The sequence below is a fragment of the Microbacterium sp. SORGH_AS_0505 genome (genome assembly GCF_030818715.1).
Taxonomy (GTDB): Bacteria; Actinomycetota; Actinomycetes; order Actinomycetales; family Microbacteriaceae; genus Microbacterium.
In genome coordinates this window covers 1,307,824-1,323,781 of the sequence record NZ_JAUTAT010000001.1, presented here as the reverse complement: position 1 = coordinate 1,323,781, position 15,958 = coordinate 1,307,824, and the positions used below count along the sequence as shown (strand labels likewise).

Annotated in this window: 16 protein-coding genes and 1 pseudogene; 5 read left to right on the top strand and 12 right to left on the bottom strand. The window is 69.2% G+C overall.

Annotated features, from left to right (window positions below; genetic code table 11):
• Nucleotides 1-77: 77 nt before the first annotated feature.
• The 3 genes from QE428_RS06545 to QE428_RS06535 are packed head-to-tail and all read right to left on the bottom strand — an operon-like array spanning nucleotide 78 to nucleotide 2,525.
• Nucleotides 78-797, bottom strand: a complete 720-nt coding sequence (locus QE428_RS06545; RefSeq protein ID WP_307467190.1) for a hypothetical protein — start codon at nucleotides 795-797, stop codon at nucleotides 78-80.
• Between the two features lie 30 nt (nucleotides 798-827).
• The gene (gene cls, locus QE428_RS06540; RefSeq protein ID WP_091358796.1) at nucleotides 828-2,297 is read right to left on the bottom strand and encodes a cardiolipin synthase; all 1,470 of its coding nucleotides are present in this window, start codon (nucleotides 2,295-2,297) and stop codon (nucleotides 828-830) included.
• Between the two features lie 27 nt (nucleotides 2,298-2,324).
• Nucleotides 2,325-2,525: a hypothetical protein gene (locus tag QE428_RS06535; protein ID WP_133398765.1), complete on the bottom strand. Its 201-nt coding sequence runs from the start codon at nucleotides 2,523-2,525 to the stop codon at nucleotides 2,325-2,327.
• 145 nt (nucleotides 2,526-2,670) lie between these two features.
• Between QE428_RS06535 and QE428_RS06530 the strand changes: the two genes are divergently transcribed.
• Nucleotides 2,671-3,765, top strand: a complete 1,095-nt coding sequence (locus QE428_RS06530) for a DUF4192 family protein (protein WP_307467186.1) — start codon at nucleotides 2,671-2,673, stop codon at nucleotides 3,763-3,765.
• A gap of 36 nt (nucleotides 3,766-3,801) precedes the next feature.
• Here QE428_RS06530 and QE428_RS06525 read toward each other — a convergent pair whose 3' ends face one another.
• From QE428_RS06525 to QE428_RS06490, 8 genes and pseudogenes are all read right to left on the bottom strand, one after another.
• The gene (locus QE428_RS06525) at nucleotides 3,802-4,368 is read right to left on the bottom strand and encodes a hypothetical protein (protein ID WP_307467184.1); all 567 of its coding nucleotides are present in this window, start codon (nucleotides 4,366-4,368) and stop codon (nucleotides 3,802-3,804) included.
• Nucleotides 4,322-5,809: a hypothetical protein gene (locus tag QE428_RS06520; RefSeq protein ID WP_307467181.1), complete on the bottom strand. Its 1,488-nt coding sequence runs from the start codon at nucleotides 5,807-5,809 to the stop codon at nucleotides 4,322-4,324. Before QE428_RS06520 ends, QE428_RS06525 begins: the two co-directional genes overlap by 47 nt.
• A 101-nt stretch (nucleotides 5,810-5,910) precedes the next feature.
• Nucleotides 5,911-6,978 carry a glycosidase gene (locus QE428_RS06515; RefSeq protein WP_091358784.1) on the bottom strand — a complete coding sequence of 356 codons (1,068 nt, stop codon included), beginning with the start codon at nucleotides 6,976-6,978 and terminating at the stop codon, nucleotides 5,911-5,913.
• Nucleotides 6,979-6,980: 2 nt separating this feature from the next.
• A pseudogene (locus tag QE428_RS06510) lies at nucleotides 6,981-7,822 on the bottom strand (carbohydrate ABC transporter permease).
• Nucleotides 7,819-8,802, bottom strand: coding sequence for a carbohydrate ABC transporter permease (locus QE428_RS06505; protein ID WP_091358776.1), 984 nt, complete (start codon nucleotides 8,800-8,802; stop codon nucleotides 7,819-7,821). The pseudogene QE428_RS06510 and the gene QE428_RS06505 overlap by 4 nt, the downstream one beginning before the upstream one ends.
• A gap of 1 nt (nucleotide 8,803) precedes the next feature.
• On the bottom strand, nucleotides 8,804-10,087 hold the full coding sequence (locus QE428_RS06500) for an extracellular solute-binding protein (protein ID WP_307467172.1): 1,284 nt from the start codon (nucleotides 10,085-10,087) through the stop codon (nucleotides 8,804-8,806).
• Between the two features lie 19 nt (nucleotides 10,088-10,106).
• Complete coding sequence (locus tag QE428_RS06495) at nucleotides 10,107-11,165, bottom strand: LacI family DNA-binding transcriptional regulator (protein ID WP_307467169.1); 1,059 nt, start codon at nucleotides 11,163-11,165, stop codon at nucleotides 10,107-10,109.
• 96 nt (nucleotides 11,166-11,261) lie between these two features.
• Nucleotides 11,262-12,503, bottom strand: coding sequence for a sensor histidine kinase (locus QE428_RS06490; protein ID WP_307467166.1), 1,242 nt, complete (start codon nucleotides 12,501-12,503; stop codon nucleotides 11,262-11,264).
• A 155-nt stretch (nucleotides 12,504-12,658) separates the two neighbouring features.
• On the opposite strand from QE428_RS06490, the gene QE428_RS06485 reads away from it, so the two are divergent.
• Nucleotides 12,659-13,321: a response regulator transcription factor gene (locus tag QE428_RS06485; RefSeq protein WP_091358766.1), complete on the top strand. Its 663-nt coding sequence runs from the start codon at nucleotides 12,659-12,661 to the stop codon at nucleotides 13,319-13,321.
• Nucleotides 13,322-13,335: 14 nt separating this feature from the next.
• Here QE428_RS06485 and QE428_RS06480 read toward each other — a convergent pair whose 3' ends face one another.
• The gene (locus QE428_RS06480; RefSeq protein WP_091358764.1) at nucleotides 13,336-13,536 is read right to left on the bottom strand and encodes a hypothetical protein; all 201 of its coding nucleotides are present in this window, start codon (nucleotides 13,534-13,536) and stop codon (nucleotides 13,336-13,338) included.
• 312 nt (nucleotides 13,537-13,848) lie between these two features.
• Here QE428_RS06480 and QE428_RS06475 point away from each other — a divergent pair, with 312 nt between their 5' ends.
• The 3 genes from QE428_RS06475 (at nucleotide 13,849) to QE428_RS06465 (ending at nucleotide 15,800) form a co-directional block, all read left to right on the top strand.
• Nucleotides 13,849-14,043, top strand: a complete 195-nt coding sequence (locus tag QE428_RS06475; RefSeq protein ID WP_018185747.1) for an aureocin A53 family class IId bacteriocin — start codon at nucleotides 13,849-13,851, stop codon at nucleotides 14,041-14,043.
• Between the two features lie 82 nt (nucleotides 14,044-14,125).
• Nucleotides 14,126-15,058 carry an ATP-binding cassette domain-containing protein gene (locus QE428_RS06470; RefSeq protein ID WP_307467161.1) on the top strand — a complete coding sequence of 311 codons (933 nt, stop codon included), beginning with the start codon at nucleotides 14,126-14,128 and terminating at the stop codon, nucleotides 15,056-15,058.
• Nucleotides 15,036-15,800: an ABC transporter permease gene (locus QE428_RS06465; RefSeq protein WP_307467159.1), complete on the top strand. Its 765-nt coding sequence runs from the start codon at nucleotides 15,036-15,038 to the stop codon at nucleotides 15,798-15,800. Before QE428_RS06470 ends, QE428_RS06465 begins: the two co-directional genes overlap by 23 nt.
• Nucleotides 15,801-15,958: the final 158 nt, after the last annotated feature.

Here is a 15,958-nt window from a genome sequence, read left to right as displayed (position 1 = left end):
GACAGGCTCCCGTTCCGGGGACGTGCCCTGCCGCTCCGCCCGCGCGGACGCGGCATCTCGCGTCCCCGGAGTGCGAATCAGCGAATCGGCACCGTCTCGCTGCCGCCGGACATGCCGAAGCTCAGGGTCGCGTCGCGGTCCACGACGGCGTCGGGATCGAGCTGCATCACCGTCAGCTGCGGCGCCATGTCCATCGTGCACACGCGATCCGCATCCGGCACCGCGAAGCCGACGACGACGGATGCCGGTGACTCCACCCTCGTGTCGGCGACGACCGGCGGGCACGACGACGACCCCCAGGTGCGGAGCGCGATCGTTCGATCACCGACCCAGGCCGCCTCCGGCGAGAACTCCTCGGCTGGGCCGCCGGCGTAGGCGGCGAGATCGACATCGGCGCGCGACGCCCCGAGCGACACTCGCAGCCGAGCGCCCTCGGCCGGATCGATTCCCTGCGGCGACGCGATCTCGAGCGGCCGCGCGACCAGGTCGTCGGTGCAGGGACCGGGTTCCGATTCGCGCAACGAGACGACGACGGTCCCGCCGTCGTCGCTCACCTCGCCGACCGTCGGAAGGCACGACGAGCTCCCCCACGTGACGAGAGCGATCGTCCGTCCGCCGTCGAGCCACCCTGCGCCGACGGGCCACGCCGGCGCAGCATCGGCGGCCGAGCCCCCGGGGTCCGCTCCACCTGGCGCGGGCGTCGCACAGCCGGCCAGCGCCAGACCGGCGAGAGCGCAGCCGGCGAGCGCGATCAGAAGACGGGCGCGCATGAGGATCTCCTTCCGAGGCGTGGACACCTTCTGAGTGTCACGCGCCGCCGGATCGTCTCACTGCAGAGCGGACGTGAGCCTCGCGAGGTTGTCGAGGAGGACCGAGCGGATGGGACGCTGCTCCCACTCCTCCAGGGTCAGTTCCCGCGACATGCCGCGGTATTGGTCTTCGACGGTGCGGAGCTGCTCGACGAACTCGGCGCCCCGGACGAGCATCGTCACTTCGAGGTTGAGACCGAAGGACCGCATGTCCATGTTGCTGGAGCCGACGACGGCGACCTCATCGTCGATCGACATCGACTTGGAGTGCAGGATGTACGGCCTCTTGTACATCCAGATCTTCACGCCCGTCGCGAGGAGCTGTTCGTAGTAGCTGCGCTGCGCGTGGTACACCATCGCCTGGTCGCCCTCTTCGGAGACGAAGAGCTCGACCTCGACGCCGCGGTGGCAGGCGGTCTGGATCGCGAGCAGCAGCCCTTCGTCGGGGACGAAGTACGGGCTGACCATGACGATCTTCTTCTTCGCGCCGAAGATGAGGCTCAGGAAGAGCTTGAGGTTGTTCTCGTATTCGAACCCGGGCCCGCTCGGGACGATCTGACAGTCGAGGTCGCCGGTCCCGGCATCCGTCAGGAAGTCGGACTCGACGGCGAACACCTCGCCCGTCTCGCCATACCAATCCGAGACGAACACGGCGGAGAGGGATGCCACGACCGGGCCGTCGACGCGGACCATGAGGTCCACCCACTGCAACCCGCGACGCAGATTGGCCTTCAGGTTGTAGCTGCGGTCGGTGACGTTCTGCGAGCCGACGAATCCGACGGCCCCATCGATCACGACGAGCTTGCGGTGATTGCGGAGGTCGGGCCGCTGGTACTTGCCCTTCAGCGGCTGCACCGGGAGCATCAGGTGCCACTCGGCCCCCATGCGCTGCAGGCGCGAGATCGTCGCGTGGTAGTTCGGCTTCCACCGGTTCGCCCAGTGGTCGAGCAGGACGCGGACCGCCACCCCGCGCGCCGTCGCGCGTTCGAGCGCGGCGAAGAACCCGTCGGTCGCCCCGTCGGACTGCAGGATGTAGAACTCGACGTGGACGTATCGGGTGGCTCGGTCGATCTCGGCCGCCATCGTGTCGAGGCTGCCCTGGTAGTCCGAGATGATCTGCGCGCCGTTGTCGCCGGCCATCGGGAGCGCACCGAGCTTGCGGTTGAGCCCCACGAGCTGTTCGAACCACTCCGGCGCATCGGGGCGGAGGGTTCCGAAGTCGAGCCCTTCGCTCGCCTCGCGGAACGCGTCGTTGATCGACTCCTGCTCCTTGCGGCGCTTCCGCGGAAGGCGTGGGTTCCCGATGAGCAGGAACAGCAGGATGCCGATGATCGGGATGAAGTAGATCGCCAGGAGCCACGCCATCGCCGCCGTGGGGCGACGGTTCCGCGGGATGATGAACACCGCGATGATGCGCACCGAGATGTCGAACGCCAGGACGAGGACGATCCACCACGTCCACGTCCAGTCGACGCTGATGCTGATCACAGTTCCCCCAGAGAGTGTGGGGTCAGCCTATCCTTTGGCGGGTCGACCGGCGGTTTCGTCGCGGGGCGGCAGGCCGCGCTTGCGGCGCTCCTCCGCCTCGACTCGTGCGTAGAGCTTGCGTTCGGTGCGGTCCATGCGCAGGATGCTGCGGATCACGAAGGCGAAGAGCCCGGCGACGACGATCGTGGGGATCAGCCCCCAGATGACCGCTGTCCAGAACTCACCCATGCCTCCATCGTAATCGGCGCGAGACACCGCGCGGCCCGGCACGTTCTGCGCGCGGAGCGTTCTGCACCGGTGCCCCTCCGCGCCGCCTCTCCCCAGACGAACGACCTCACGCCCGAGGCGAGGTCCACGCGGCGAGGGTGAGGCGATGTCCTCCATCGTCACCGCCGCGGATTCCGCGCACTTCCTCGCCCTCGTCCCCCGCCTGCTCGGATTCACGCCGACCGAGAGTCTCGTCGTGGTCCCCATGACCCGAGGGCGAAGCCTCGGAGCCCTGCGGATCGACCTTCCACCGTCCGATGCCGCCCTCGACGCGGTCGCCTCCACCGTCATCGGCATGGTCTGCCGGGTGTCGGGAGCCGACGGTCTCGCCGGCGTCGTCTTCACCGCCGCATCCGCCCGGGCGGAGTTGCCCGGAGCGGACCTGGCGCTCGCGCTGGAACGATCCGCCCACGCGTGCGGGCTCCAGGTCGTCGACATCCTGACGGTCGCGGGGACGGGGTGGGGATCGCACTACGACGAGCGGATGCCGCCGGGCGGCCGCCCGCTGGTCGAACTCGAGCGCCATCTCCCTCGCCTCGACCGCGATCAGCACGAGGGTGCGGCGTTGCCGTCCGCCGACACTCCCCTGACGGCGGGCGTCGAAGCCGCCCTGCGATCGCTCGAATCCGCTCTCGCGGTGCTGTGCGGCATCCCGGTCGTCGACGGATCGTCAGAGCGCATCGACCCGGCGGCACTCGAGGCGGGGTGCGCGCTCGATGACCTCCCCGGACTGTACGAGGGATGCCTGGGCTGGGACCCCGCGAACCTCGATCCGATGCGCACGGCGATCCTCGCCTGGTGCCTGGCTCGCCCGTCGCTCCGGGATGTGGCACTGGTGCAGTGGGCGACCGATCGTCCCGGCGGCGACTCGGCGCTCGAGGCGCAGCGACGCTGGGAAGACGGGGAGGACTATCCCGCCGACCTCGCGTCGGTGATGTGGGGCGAGGGTGAGCGCCCCGACCCGCGCCGGCTCGAGACTGCGCTCGCGCTCGTGCGCCGGGTGGCGTCGAGCACGCCCGAATCCCACCGCGCGGGGAGTCTCGCCACCGCGGCCTGGCTCGCGTGGTCGCTCGGTCGATCGACGCACGCCGACCGCTACGCGGAGGCCGCGCTGCAGATCGAGCCGGAGCACGGCCTCGCCGAGATCGTGCGATCCTTCGTCGCGCACGCGCACCTCCCCGAGTGGGCGTTCCGGCGCTGACCGGGCCGCGGCATCCACCGCGGCCCGGTCGGATCGTCACCGTTCGACGATCGCGAAGCCGCCGGCCGGCAGGGTGACCGCACCGAAGCGGTCCTTCTTCGCCCGCACCTCGCGTCCACGGTCGTCGTAGACCGCGAGGTCGCCGGCACCCACCCTGACTTTCTGCGGCGAGCGCGCCGCCGAGTGGACGAGTTCGGTACGCGCACCGCCGTCGCCTTCCAGGACGAGGCGTGAGACGAACGGCCGGACGAGGATGCCGTCGAGCTGCAGGTCACCCCGCGTCGACTGGACTCGGAGCTCCTCGCTCGAGCGGGGCATCGCCTTCTGCAGGGTGTGCGGATGCATCGCCCCCGGCGTCGGCGAGATCCCCTGTCGCGGACCTGTCAGCTGCAGCGTCCCCAGTCGGGCGCGGTCGCCCGTCCAGGACGACGACGTGCGTTCGCCGACCTCCGACCAGACCACCGGCTCGATCCACCGATCGGAGGCCGCCGTCCCGACGTCGAAGACCGCGGTCTCGCCGCGGGACAGCGTCAGCTTGTCACCGGACCAGCTGGACTCACCCGTCCACGACTCCGGCGTCGAGATCTCGCCCGTCGTGCTCACGGCGTCCTCGGCTTCGATCCACGAGAGCCCCTCGCGGTCCGTGACCTCGGTCAGGGCGACGGCCTGCCGCTTGACGTCCGGATTCGCATCGAGCGCGAGGGCCGTGAGGAGTCCGTGGATCGTCGACTCCGCTCCGCTGTTGCGGTTGACGGTCCCGTCGGTCTGTAGGCCGTCGTACGTGACGCCCGTCGCCGGGTCGTACATCCGCTGCCCCGCATGGTTGGCGCCGAAGAACCACGCGGCTTGCATCGCGGCGAGGGCCTCGAAGCCGTCCGAACCGGTCGCCTCCGCGACGCCGAGCAGCGACTGCACCCGCGAGTCCGCGCCGTAGGCGATCTGCACCCGGTCGACGGGGCTCGGGTTCCACCCGTTGTCCGGCCCGCCGGCGGTGAGGAGGGTGGGCGTGAATGTGGACGCGTCCGCGATCGCGCGGGCGAGCGAGCGACCGGTCCTTCAATACGACGGATGCCGCGGCCAGCGCCGCTGGCATCTGCGAACCCCAGGCGTGCCAGATCGCCGGGGACTCCGCCCACGGCAGCACGGCATCGTACGGCCACTCCCGATCCGAGCCGTCGGACATCGCGGCGATACCCGTGGCGAGCTGACGCAGCGCCGTCGCTGCCGGTCGGTCGGAACCGGCTTCGACACGAGCCGCCAGACCGAGCACAGCCTCAGCCGAGGCATCCGCCCCGTTCGTGATGAGCCACGTCGGGACGCGCTTGCCGTCCGAGGCGGTCCACCTGCCGTACGTCGACAGGACCTGACGGTTCAGCGCATCCAGCGAGAGGTCGAAGCGGTCGTCGAGGAACGCGGCGAAAGCGGGGTCCTCGTCCTTGAAGGCGGCGTACCCCTCGCCGAGGGCCCACAGCGTCCGCGCGAGCCAGTAACTCGGACCGCTGTCGGACGGATCCGGCAGCTCGACCGGCTCGGGGGACGGGTTGAAGGTGCCGTCGGGCTGCATCCACAGGACGACGTTGCCGGCATCCGGTCCGTCGGTCGTCTGGAAGTACGCGACCGACCGCAGCAGCTCGTACGCCTTGTCGCGACTGTCGTCGTCGCCGGTCTGCTCGAAGTGGCGGATGTAGACGACCGCGGCGCGCGTGATGTCGTCGGCGTTGTAGGCGCCCTGCCCCCAGTACCCGGTCTCGGGGTCGAGGGGTCCGCCGCCGACCCGTTCGAAGGTCCCGCCGTCACGGGCATCGGCGTACGTCCACGGCATGACGAGCGCCGGCTCCTCAGCCTGGCGGTAAGTGCTGTGCCCGTCGACGTCCTGCGGCGGGGTGGCCTCGTCGAGGAGGAAGTCGAGGTGCGACAGGTTGGTGACGGGTGCGGATGCCGGGGCGGCGACGGCGGTGGTGACACCCAGCGGGACGGCGAGCGCGAGCGTGGCCAGCGCGGCGAGTCCGACGGTGCGCGCACGTCGTTGTGCGGAGGTGGACATGAGGGTCGTTCCTTTCGTTGCGGTGCCGAGTGCAGGTGCAGAGCCGTTCCGGATGCCGTCAGGGCGACCGGAGGGCGGCTGAACCTGCACTCGGCACGCGATCAGTCGGTGCGTTCGAGCAGGGCGACGCCGATCTTCGAGTCGGCCATGCCGTAGAACACGAACAGGCGACCGTCGACCTCTTCGATCGCAGTCGGGAAGACGACGTTCGGAACGATTCCGCTCCGCTCGTCGTCTGTCTCCGGGGCCAGCAGGGGCTCCGGAGTGCGGGCGACGACCTTGGAGGGGTCGTCTCGGTCGAGGATGATGGCGCCTGCCGCGTAGTTCACCTTCTGCTGCTGCGCGAACGCGCTCTCGAGGACGCCGGTCACGCCGTGATGCAGGACGAGCCAGCCCTCGGGGACGCGGCGGGGCGGCGGACCGCCGCCGATCTTCAGCGCCTCGAAGGGGAACTCCGGCCCCGCGACGAAGCGGTGCTGCTCCCACAGGGTGAGCGCCGACAGGTCCTCCCGCACGGCGGCGAGCGGGATGTAGCTGATCCAGATCGATTGCCGTTCGTCTTCGACGCCGGCCGGGACGCGGATGCCCTGACCGGGCTTCGTCTCACCGAGATCCCACATGGGGCGATGGAGGACGGCGAGCGCCTCCCGCCCGTCGGGTGCGGTGACCGGCTCGGGGAAGAACACGGTGTCCTTGTTGTGGAACAGGTTCAGGTCCATGTCGAGGTCGTCCTGGTACCGGAACAGCGCCGGTCCGAGCCGTCGCCACTCGCGAAGGTCGCTCGACACCGCGATCGCCGTGCGAGGGCCGAGGGGTCCGTAGGCGACGTACGTCATGACGTGCAGTCCGAGCGTCTCGATCCAGGTCACCCGGGGGTCTTCGACGCCGGCGTTGCCGACCCCGCGCTCCCACCCACGATCGGGTTCGAGGACCACGCCCTCGCGCTCGACCGAGGTCGGCACACCGTCTTCGATCACCACGCGAGCCAGGCCCACGCGCGACACGTTCCCGTCGGCGACGAGCCGCGGCAGCAGGTAGAGCTCCCCGTCGGGGCCGCGGCCGGAGCCGGGATTCAACACCCCCTCGACCTCGTTCGGATCGCCCTGGGCGGGGGTCATCACGACCCCCACGCGGGTGAGTCGGTAGGGCACGTGGGTCTCGGTGGTCATGGTCAACCTTTCACTCCGGATCCGAGGTCGTTGGACGTGAAGTAGCGCTGGAACACGAGGAACAGCGCCACGGCGGGGGCGGCCAGCACGACGGCGCCGGCCATCATCGCCCCGAACGGGTTCGCAGTGGATGCCGCGATGTTCGAGATGAAGTTCGCGAGAGACACCGCGAGCGGCTGCATCTCGGCATCCTTCGTGATGAGGAACGGCCACAGGAACTCGTTCCACGGGCCGATGAACGTCAGCAGCACGACCGTCAGCAGGGCCGGACGGACGAGGGGCAGCGCCACGCTCCACAGCAGCCGGAACTCGTTCGAGCCGCGTCGATGCGAGCCGCGTCGAACAGTTCCTTCGGCAGCTGCAGGAAGTACTGCCGGAAGATGACCACCGCCGTCGAGTTGATGAAGAACGGCAGGATCATGCCGAGGTAGCTGTCGGCCAGGCCGTAGTCCCGGGCGATCATGACGTAGAGCGGGATCATGAGCAGCTGGAACGGCACGACCTGCATGAGGAGGGCCAGGGCGAACGTCGCGCCCCGCCCCCGCCAGCGGAGGATCGCCAGGGCGTATCCGGCTAGGACACCGAAGACGACCGTGCCGAGGATCACCCCGCCGGTGAAGATGCCCGAGTTGGCGAGCCCCTGCAGCAGGTCGATGCGCCCGTTGATGGCTGCGTAGTTGTCGAGCGTCAGATTCGACGGGTTCGGGAACGCCCCCGCCGGCGACGGATCGACGTTCGTCTGCAGCGATCCGACGATCATGTAGAAGAACGGGAACAGGAACGCCAGCGCACCGATCGACAGCGCCGTGTACATCGCGATCTTCGAACCGAGTGCGCGTTTCATCGCTCCTCACCTCCCACGAGCTTGCGCTGCACGGCAGCGATGACCAGGACGAACACGATGAGCACGACGCCGATCGCCGCGGCGACATCCGGGTTCTGCTGCTCGATGCCGCGCTGGTACATGAGCAGCACCGGCGAGGTCGAGGCGCCGTTCGGTCCGCCGCCGCCGGTCAGGAGGTACGGCTCGGTGAAGAGGTTCGCGCCCGTGATCGTGGCGAGCAGGACGACGAGCAGCGTCGCCGGCCGCACGCTGGGCACGGTCACCGCGAAGAACTGCCGCAGCCGCCCGCCGCCGTCCATCGACACCGACTCGTACAGCTCGCGGGGCACGTTCTGCAGCGCCGCGAGGTAGAGCAGGATGTAGAACCCCAATCCCTTCCAGGTGACGAAGAACGCGATGGTCGGCATCGCGAGCGCCGAGTTCACGAGCCACGACGGCTCAGGGGCGAGCGGACCGAGCACGTTGTTGACGAGGCCGCCGCGGGCGAAGAGGAACAGCCACACCGCGACGACGGCGACGGATGCCGTGACGTAGGGCACGTAGTAGCTCACCCGGAAGAAGGTCCGCGCCTTCGTGACGCGGTCGAGGGCCGTGGCCAGCAGGATCGACAGCACGACCGTGAGCGGCACGTTGATGATCAGGAAGATGCCGACGTTGCCGAACGAGCGCCAGACCTCGGGGTCGCTGAGCGCCGTGACGTAGTTGTCGAAGCCGACGAACGGCCGGTCGACCACGGCGCCGGGGGCGGCGAAGAAGTAGTCCTGGAACGACATCCAGACGGCGAACACCACCGGGTAGGCGAAGACCACCAGGACGAAGACGATGTACGGCGCTGAGAAGAGCAGACCGTGCGGTTGCGCGCCGAGGAGGCGGTGGAGGATGCCGCGGCGAGGCGCGGCATCCTTCCCGTCCTTCTCGGGGGTGGCACCGCGGGTCGCGCCGGGATCGGACCCGGCGCGACCCGGGACGACGGCGGTCATGTCAGCCCGCCGCCAGCTTGTCGACCTCTGCCGCCGTGTCGGAGAGGAACTGATCGACCGGCGTCTCGCCGAAGATGACCGACTTCGAGTAGCCGTCGCGGAAGGCCTGCCAGATCTCCACCGACCCGATGACGTTCGGGACCTCGACCGTGCGTGCGGCCTGGTCGCCGAACTGCTCGTAGGCGGGGTTGTCGGCGAAGTAGTCCGGGTACGTGCCCGTCAGGTCCTGACGCAGCGGCATCTGGCCGGTCGCCTCGAGCCAAGCGCCGTCCTGCTCCTCGCTCGTGGCGAACTTGAGCACATCCCACGCCGTGCCCTTGCTCTTGCACGCGGTGAACATGCCGACGTTCTTCGCATCGCTGAACGTCCAGGTGTCACCGGCCGCGGTCCCGCTCTGCGTCGGAACGGGGACGGCGCCCCAGTCGATGGAGTCGCCGTACACGCTGATCGCCCAGGGACCGACGATCGCCATGGCGGCGTACCCGTCGGCGAAGGCGTCGCCCTGGTACTGCTCATTGCCGGCCAGTTGCTCCTCGTAGAGGGTGCGCCAGAAGTCGGCGACGGCCTTACCGTTGTCGTCGTCGAACGTGGCCTTCCCGTCCTCGAGCAACTGCGTACCGCCGGTCTGCGCCGCGTATAGCGGGTAGAAGTCGAACCAGGACTGGAAGAACTCGCTCGTGGGAGCGGGGTTGATCGCATACTCGGACACGCCCTTGTCCTTGAGTGTCCGGGCGGTCTCGAGGAACTCGTCGTAGGTGGACAGCTTCGGGTTCTCGGGATCGAGCCCGGCCTTCTCGAAGAGCGCCTTGTTGTAGAAGATCATCACGGGATTCGACTTCCACGGCAGCTGGTAGAAGTCGCCGTCGTCGGAGCGGTACTGGTCGGCGAGGTCGCCGCTCCTGGCCGTGATGTAGTCGTCGCCGTCCTCGAAGGTCGACAAGTCGACGAGGCCGCCCTGGCGCTGGAAGCCGGGCACCGCCGCCGGCGAGGTGTTGAAGACGAGACAGGGAGCATTGCCCGCCGTGATCGCGGCGCCGATGACCTCTTCGCTCGAGGCTCCGGCGGGGATCTCCTGGGCCTTGACCTGCTCGTCGGGGTGATCCGCGTTCCACGCCTGGACCATCTTCTTTCCCCAGCCGATCTCGGCCTCGTTGTTGGAGTACCAGATGGTGATGTCGCCGCGGCTCTCGAGGTCGCCGCCGCCACCTCCGCCGCCGCCGCCGCACGCGGTGAGGGCGAGCACACCGGCTGCGCCGGCTGCCGTGATGAGGATGCGTCGTTGCATGTCCTACTCCTTCGTTCGGTTACTCGTACTCTCTTGCTGTCGTCGGACGCGCGCCGCGCGGCCGTGGAGGTGCCGTCGAACCCCGGACGGCGAGGGTGGGATCGGGCAGGTCGATGTGCGCGGGCGGGTCTCCGGCGATCGCGGCAAGCAGGGTCCGCGCTGCCGTGACGCCCCACCCGCGGGCGTCGGTGGCGACGCTCGTGAGAGCGGGATGCACCCAGCGGCCGATCTCGGTGTCATCGAATCCGGTGATCGAGAGGTCGTCCGGCACGCGCAGCCCGCGCCGGTGGGCGACACCCATGCCGGCGACGGCCATACTGTCGTTCGCGTAGATCATCGCTGTCGGCGGGGTCGCCTCGTCCAGAAGGGATGCCGTGGCCCGCGCACCGTCGGCAGCGCTGAAGTCGGTCTCCACGACGGCGACGTCGAGGCCCGCGGCATCCGCGGCATCGAGGAACGCATCGCGGCGGTGCTGAGCGTGGAGCATTCCCGAGGGTCCCGCGACGTGGGCGACGCGGCGGTGCCCGAGCCCGGCGAGATGCTCGACGGCGAGACGGATGCCGGCACCGTCGTCCGACGAGACCGAGGCGAAGGGCGAGTCGACGTCGGGGACACCGAGGGTGACGGCGGGGATGGAGAGCCCTGCCAGGAGGGCGATGCGCGGATCTGCGACGCGGATGTCGGTGAGGATGACGCCGTCCACTCGGCGGTCTGAGGCGAGCGCCCGGTAGGTGTCGGCCTCCTGACGACCCGGGTTCGCGACGGCGAGGACGAGCGCCTGCCCCGTGACGGAGAACTCGTCCTCGAGCCCGGCGATGAAGGACGGGAAGAAGGGGTCGGCGGCGATGACGTCGGGGCTGCGGCCGATGACCAGTCCGCACGCGAATGCGCGGCCGACGCTGAGTGACCGGGCGCTCAGACTCGGCGTCCATCCGAGTTCCGCGGCGGTGTCCATGATGCGCTGCCGCGTCTCGGCGGCGACGCCGGGGCGGCCGTTGAGAGCGAACGAGACGAGTCCCTTGCTGACGCCCGCGGCCCGCGCGACATCCGCGATCGTGGGACGGGTCTCAGGGGGCATCGGTCACTCCTTCGTGGCGAACCTGATCTACTAAACCGGTTCAGGCGCCGAAAAAGCAAGACCTTGACATTCACGCCGCCGCACGCGACGCCGGATTCAGCGCGTCGGCAACTCCACCCGGACGCGCCACCGGCCGTCATCCGGGCCCGCGGCGAACGTCCCGCTCAGCACCTCCACGCGCTCGCGAAGCCGCGCGAGTCCGAAGGCAGGGCCGGGGCGCGGGTCGGACGCGGCGCGGTGAGGATCGTTGACGACGGACAGGACGACGGTGTGCGGGGTGAGCACCAGGGACAGATCGATCACCATGGCCGGCGCACCGTGCTTCACGATGTTCGTGACGGCCTCGCGTGCGGCGCGGGTGAGCGTCGTGTCGATGATGCCGGCGAGCGCAGAGTCGCCGGTGACCTCCGTGCGCACCTCATGGCCGAGGTCGCGGAGCTTCTTGGCGAGGGAGTCGATCTCCCGACGGATTCCGGGGGCGCCGGCATCCGTGACACCGTCGCCGCCGGTACGGCCATGGATCAGTTGCAGCACGCGGCGGGTGTCGGTCAACGCCTGAGCAGACGCCGAGACGATCGCGCGCTGCGAACCCGCCCGCGTCTCGGGGTCGTCCGTGCGTTCCAGGACGCGAGCATGCATGACGGTGATGGAGATCTCGTGCGCGATGACGTCGTGGAGTTCATCGGCGATGCGGGTGCGCTCCGCCAGCAGGGCCGCGTCGAGCTGGGCCTCGTGGGCATCGACCTGGGAGGCGAGCACGACGTTGCGGCGCATGACCTTGCGCAAACCACGCCCTACTGTGGCCGACAGCAACCCGATGACGAACACGGCGACGACGCCGCCGACCTCGAGGCCGGGCGGCATGGTGGCGATCGCCGCGACCCACGCGACGGCGGAGATCCCGTACGCCGTCGACAGTGTCGCACTGCAACAGAAGAAGACCACCCCGACGCTCATCGCGACCGCGGTGAGATATTCGCCGCTCTGCCCCGCCGCGACGGCGACGAATCCGGCGAGCACGAGCACACCGGCTCCCCACGCGGGTCGCCAGGCCATCGCGATGATCGCACTATTGGTCAGCAGGGGGGCGGTCACGGCGATCCAGGAGAAGGGACCTCCGGATGTCAGGTGCGCCCAGACCGCCTCGACCCCCGCCAGAAGGGGGAGCAGCACGATGGTGATGCGGGCGATGGTCGGGGGGAGGACGTACTCCCAGAGCTCGCGGTGCGCGGCGCGGGCTGCTCTGCCCGCGCCGCGCAGGCCGGCTATCGGCAGATGCCGAGCACCCGGCACAGATGCGTCCACAGGTACGCCGGCTGATTCGCGAACGGGATCCATCGGTACATTCTTTCTCTCCCCATCTCGATTTCGTGCCGGAACGATCTCCCGGCACGCCCTGGGCTCATCCTGACGGGTGGAGCCGCCGATTGCGCTCGTCCTCAAGACGCAATCGCGTGACCGCAAGACGCAAAACCCCCGCCTATGCTGATCGCATGGACCCCATCCGAGTTCTCATCGCCGACGATGAAGCTCTCGTTCGGCGGGCGCTCCAGGTCTTCCTGAACGCAGAACCGGGGATGACGGTCGTGGGAGAGGCGAGCGACGGTCCGAGCGCGGTCCGCCTGAGCCTCGAGCTGAAGCCCGACGTGATCCTGATGGACATCCGGATGCCGGGAGGGGACGGTATCCGCGCGATCGAGCAACTGGCCGTCGACCTCCCGTCGGCGCGGACCATCGCGATCACGACCTACGGGTCCGACGAGACCGTGGCGAGCGCTCTCCGGGTCGGCGCCGTCGGCTTCCTCGTGAAGGACTCCGAGCCGGAGCACATCACGGCCGCCATCCGCAGCGCGCACCATGGCGGGTTCGTCTTGTCGTCGGTCGCGGGACGCGACCTCGTCCGCCGGATCGGCACGCCGGCCGCGGGGCAACCCACGGTCACCCTGACTCCTGCAGAACAGGTCTCACGCCGAGAGCTCGACGTCCTCGAGCTGCTCGCGAAGGGGATGTCGAACGCCGAGATCGGACGCGACCTCTTCTTGTCCGAAGCGACCGTCAAATCCCATCTGCGCCGGATCATGACGAAGTGGGGCGTGCGCGACCGGGTGCAGGTCCTTCTCTACGCGGCGACCACCGGCGTCATCAGACTCCCCTGAACGCGGGGCAGCTCCTAGCTGCGCGAACGACTCCGACGCGACACGATCGCGTAGGCCGTCGCGGCCGCGACGATGCCGGCCACGGCGGTGATCCCCCACCGCAGGATCACCTCGACGTCGGTGAAGACCGCCAGGCAGATGTTGACCGCCAGCGCGACGATGAACAGGGCGGCGAATGCCGCACCGTCGGCGGCGGTCCGCTTCTTGTCAGCCATGGGTTTCCTTAGGTCGCGGACGAACGGGATCCGAGTCTCTGCCGCGCGTCGATGTGGGTGGGAACGCCTCGGAGCCTAGCTGCGGTCCGCGCGGCCTGATACGCCGCCCGAGCGCTTTCCGTCCGGGGACGGCACACGCCGTGGATCAGTTGCGTCTAAAGGCGGATGCCGATTGCGTCCCCCGCGCCGCCCTTGGGGCCTTTCGACTCAAGAACAGTGGCACGAGGCCTGGGTAGCGTCACTCCCGGCGCTGCGATCGCGGTCACGAACGCAGCGTCACTGACAACAATCAACGGATCGAGAGGAAACATCATGGGGGCAGTTCTGAGGTTCATCGCGTGGGTCATCGCGAACATCGGCCGCTGGGGCCGTGCCGTCGCCGGCCAGGTCGGTCGCATCACCGCGTGGGCACGCAACAACTGGCGTCGCGTGCTCGAGTGGATCAACGCGGGCATCTCGTTCGCGACGATCGTCGACTACATCCTGCGAATTCTCGGCATCGGCTGAGAGATGCCCTGATGGGACGGCACCACGTGCGTGCCGTCCCATCGGGACACCGCCCCCTCCGACATCGAAGGAGAGAAGACCCGTGCCGCAGCATCCCGACACCGGCATCCGCGTGAGTGGCGTCTCGAAGGCGTACGGCGCGAAGCGTGTCCTCGACGACGTCTCCTTCGACATCCCCTTCGGGACCGTCACCGGCCTGCTGGGCCCGAACGGCTCCGGCAAGTCCACCGCGATGCGCGCCATGCTCGGATTGACGATCGCCGACGCAGGATCGACCACGTTCGACGGCATCCTCTTCCGCGACCTCGCACAACCCGGCCGCACCGTCGGAGCGCTTCTCGACCCGGGTGCCCACCACCCCGGGCGCAGCGTCGAGGACACCCTCGCGACGGCCGCCATCCTGACCGGCTCACCGCGCGAGCGGGTCGGCGAACTCATCGCCACGCTCGGCCTGGCCTCTGCCGCACGTCGACGCTTCGGCGCGCTCTCCCTCGGGATGAAGCAGCGGGTCGCCCTCGCCGTCGCGCTCGTCGGTCGGCCTCGACATCTCATCCTCGACGAGCCCATGAACGGTCTCGACATCGAGACCGGCGACTGGCTGCGATCGACTCTGGTCCATCACGCGCATACGACGGGCGGCTGCGTCCTCGTCTCGACGCATCTCCTGCAGGAGCTGCAGACCTTCGCAGATCGCATCGTCGTCCTCAGCGAAGGCGCCATCCGCTACTCCGGCGAGGTCGGCGACCTCACCGCCGAGAAGAACGCGACGGCGATCGCCGTGGACCCCGACCTGCTCCGGCGCGCGCTCACCACCCGCGGCATCCCGTTCAGCGTGCGTCCCGAGGACGGGCGCTTCTCGGTGGGCATCGACCCCCGCTCCCTCAGCGAGATCTGCATCGCCGACAGCATCGTGCTCGACGAACTCGCCGAGGACCGGGAGTCGATCAGCGACCTCTACCGTCGACTGACGCGCGGCCAGTACCGAGTGGAAGGTGACGTCTTTGATCCTCGCTGACAATCTCCCGCAGACGTCCGGCCGCTTCGGCCGCAGCCTGCGGGCCGAACTGCGGAACGTCCGGACGACACGGGGGACGCGCTGGGCGTTGGGCCTCACCGCGGCGCTCTGGGTCGTCGTCGGCGTCGGTGTCGCCGTGATCGCGCTGCTCGTCGACGCCGAATCGGTGAGCATCTCCGGCGCTCTCCTCGGCATGGGGGCGGCCGTCACCGTGTTCGTCCCCATCCTGGCGATCTTCATCATGGCCGCCGACTGGCAGTCGCGAGACGTGCTGACGACGTTCGCCCTCGAGCCCCGCCGACACATCGTCTTCCTCGCCAAGGTGCTGACCGCGGTCGTCGTGTGCACCGTCCTCGTCGCCGTCGCCGCCGTCCTGGCCGTCGTGTTCACCGCGGGCCTGGCCTTCGCCGCCAGCGCGACCATCGTGTGGAACGCGGATGCCGAGAGCATCGCGGTCTTGCTCTGGAGCGCCGCCGTCGGCACCGTGTCGGGCGTCGCGTACGGCGCGGCGACGCAGCGCGTCGCGATCGCCATCGTGTTCTCGCTCGTGCAGGGATTCGTGATCGACCCGCTGCTCATGCTCATCCCGCACGGCATCGGATCGTGGTTCCGGCTGACGGCCATCACCGACGCCGGCAGCGGGACGGGCGGGATCGGTCCGGCGCTGACCGCCGGACTGCTGTGGCTGGTCGTCCCGCTCGCCATCGGATTCGCCCGCAATCAGCGGGCCGACGTGCAATGACCGGCGCCCCCTCCGAAAAGGGGTCTGGCTGGCGTCTCGGTCAAGACGCCAGCCAGGGGTGCTTCGAATCGGATCGAGATGAAGCGCGACCAGTTTACGCGCGCCGAGGTTTCGATCTCCCGAGAATCCACACAGGACGGATGTCCGCCGGGGCAATC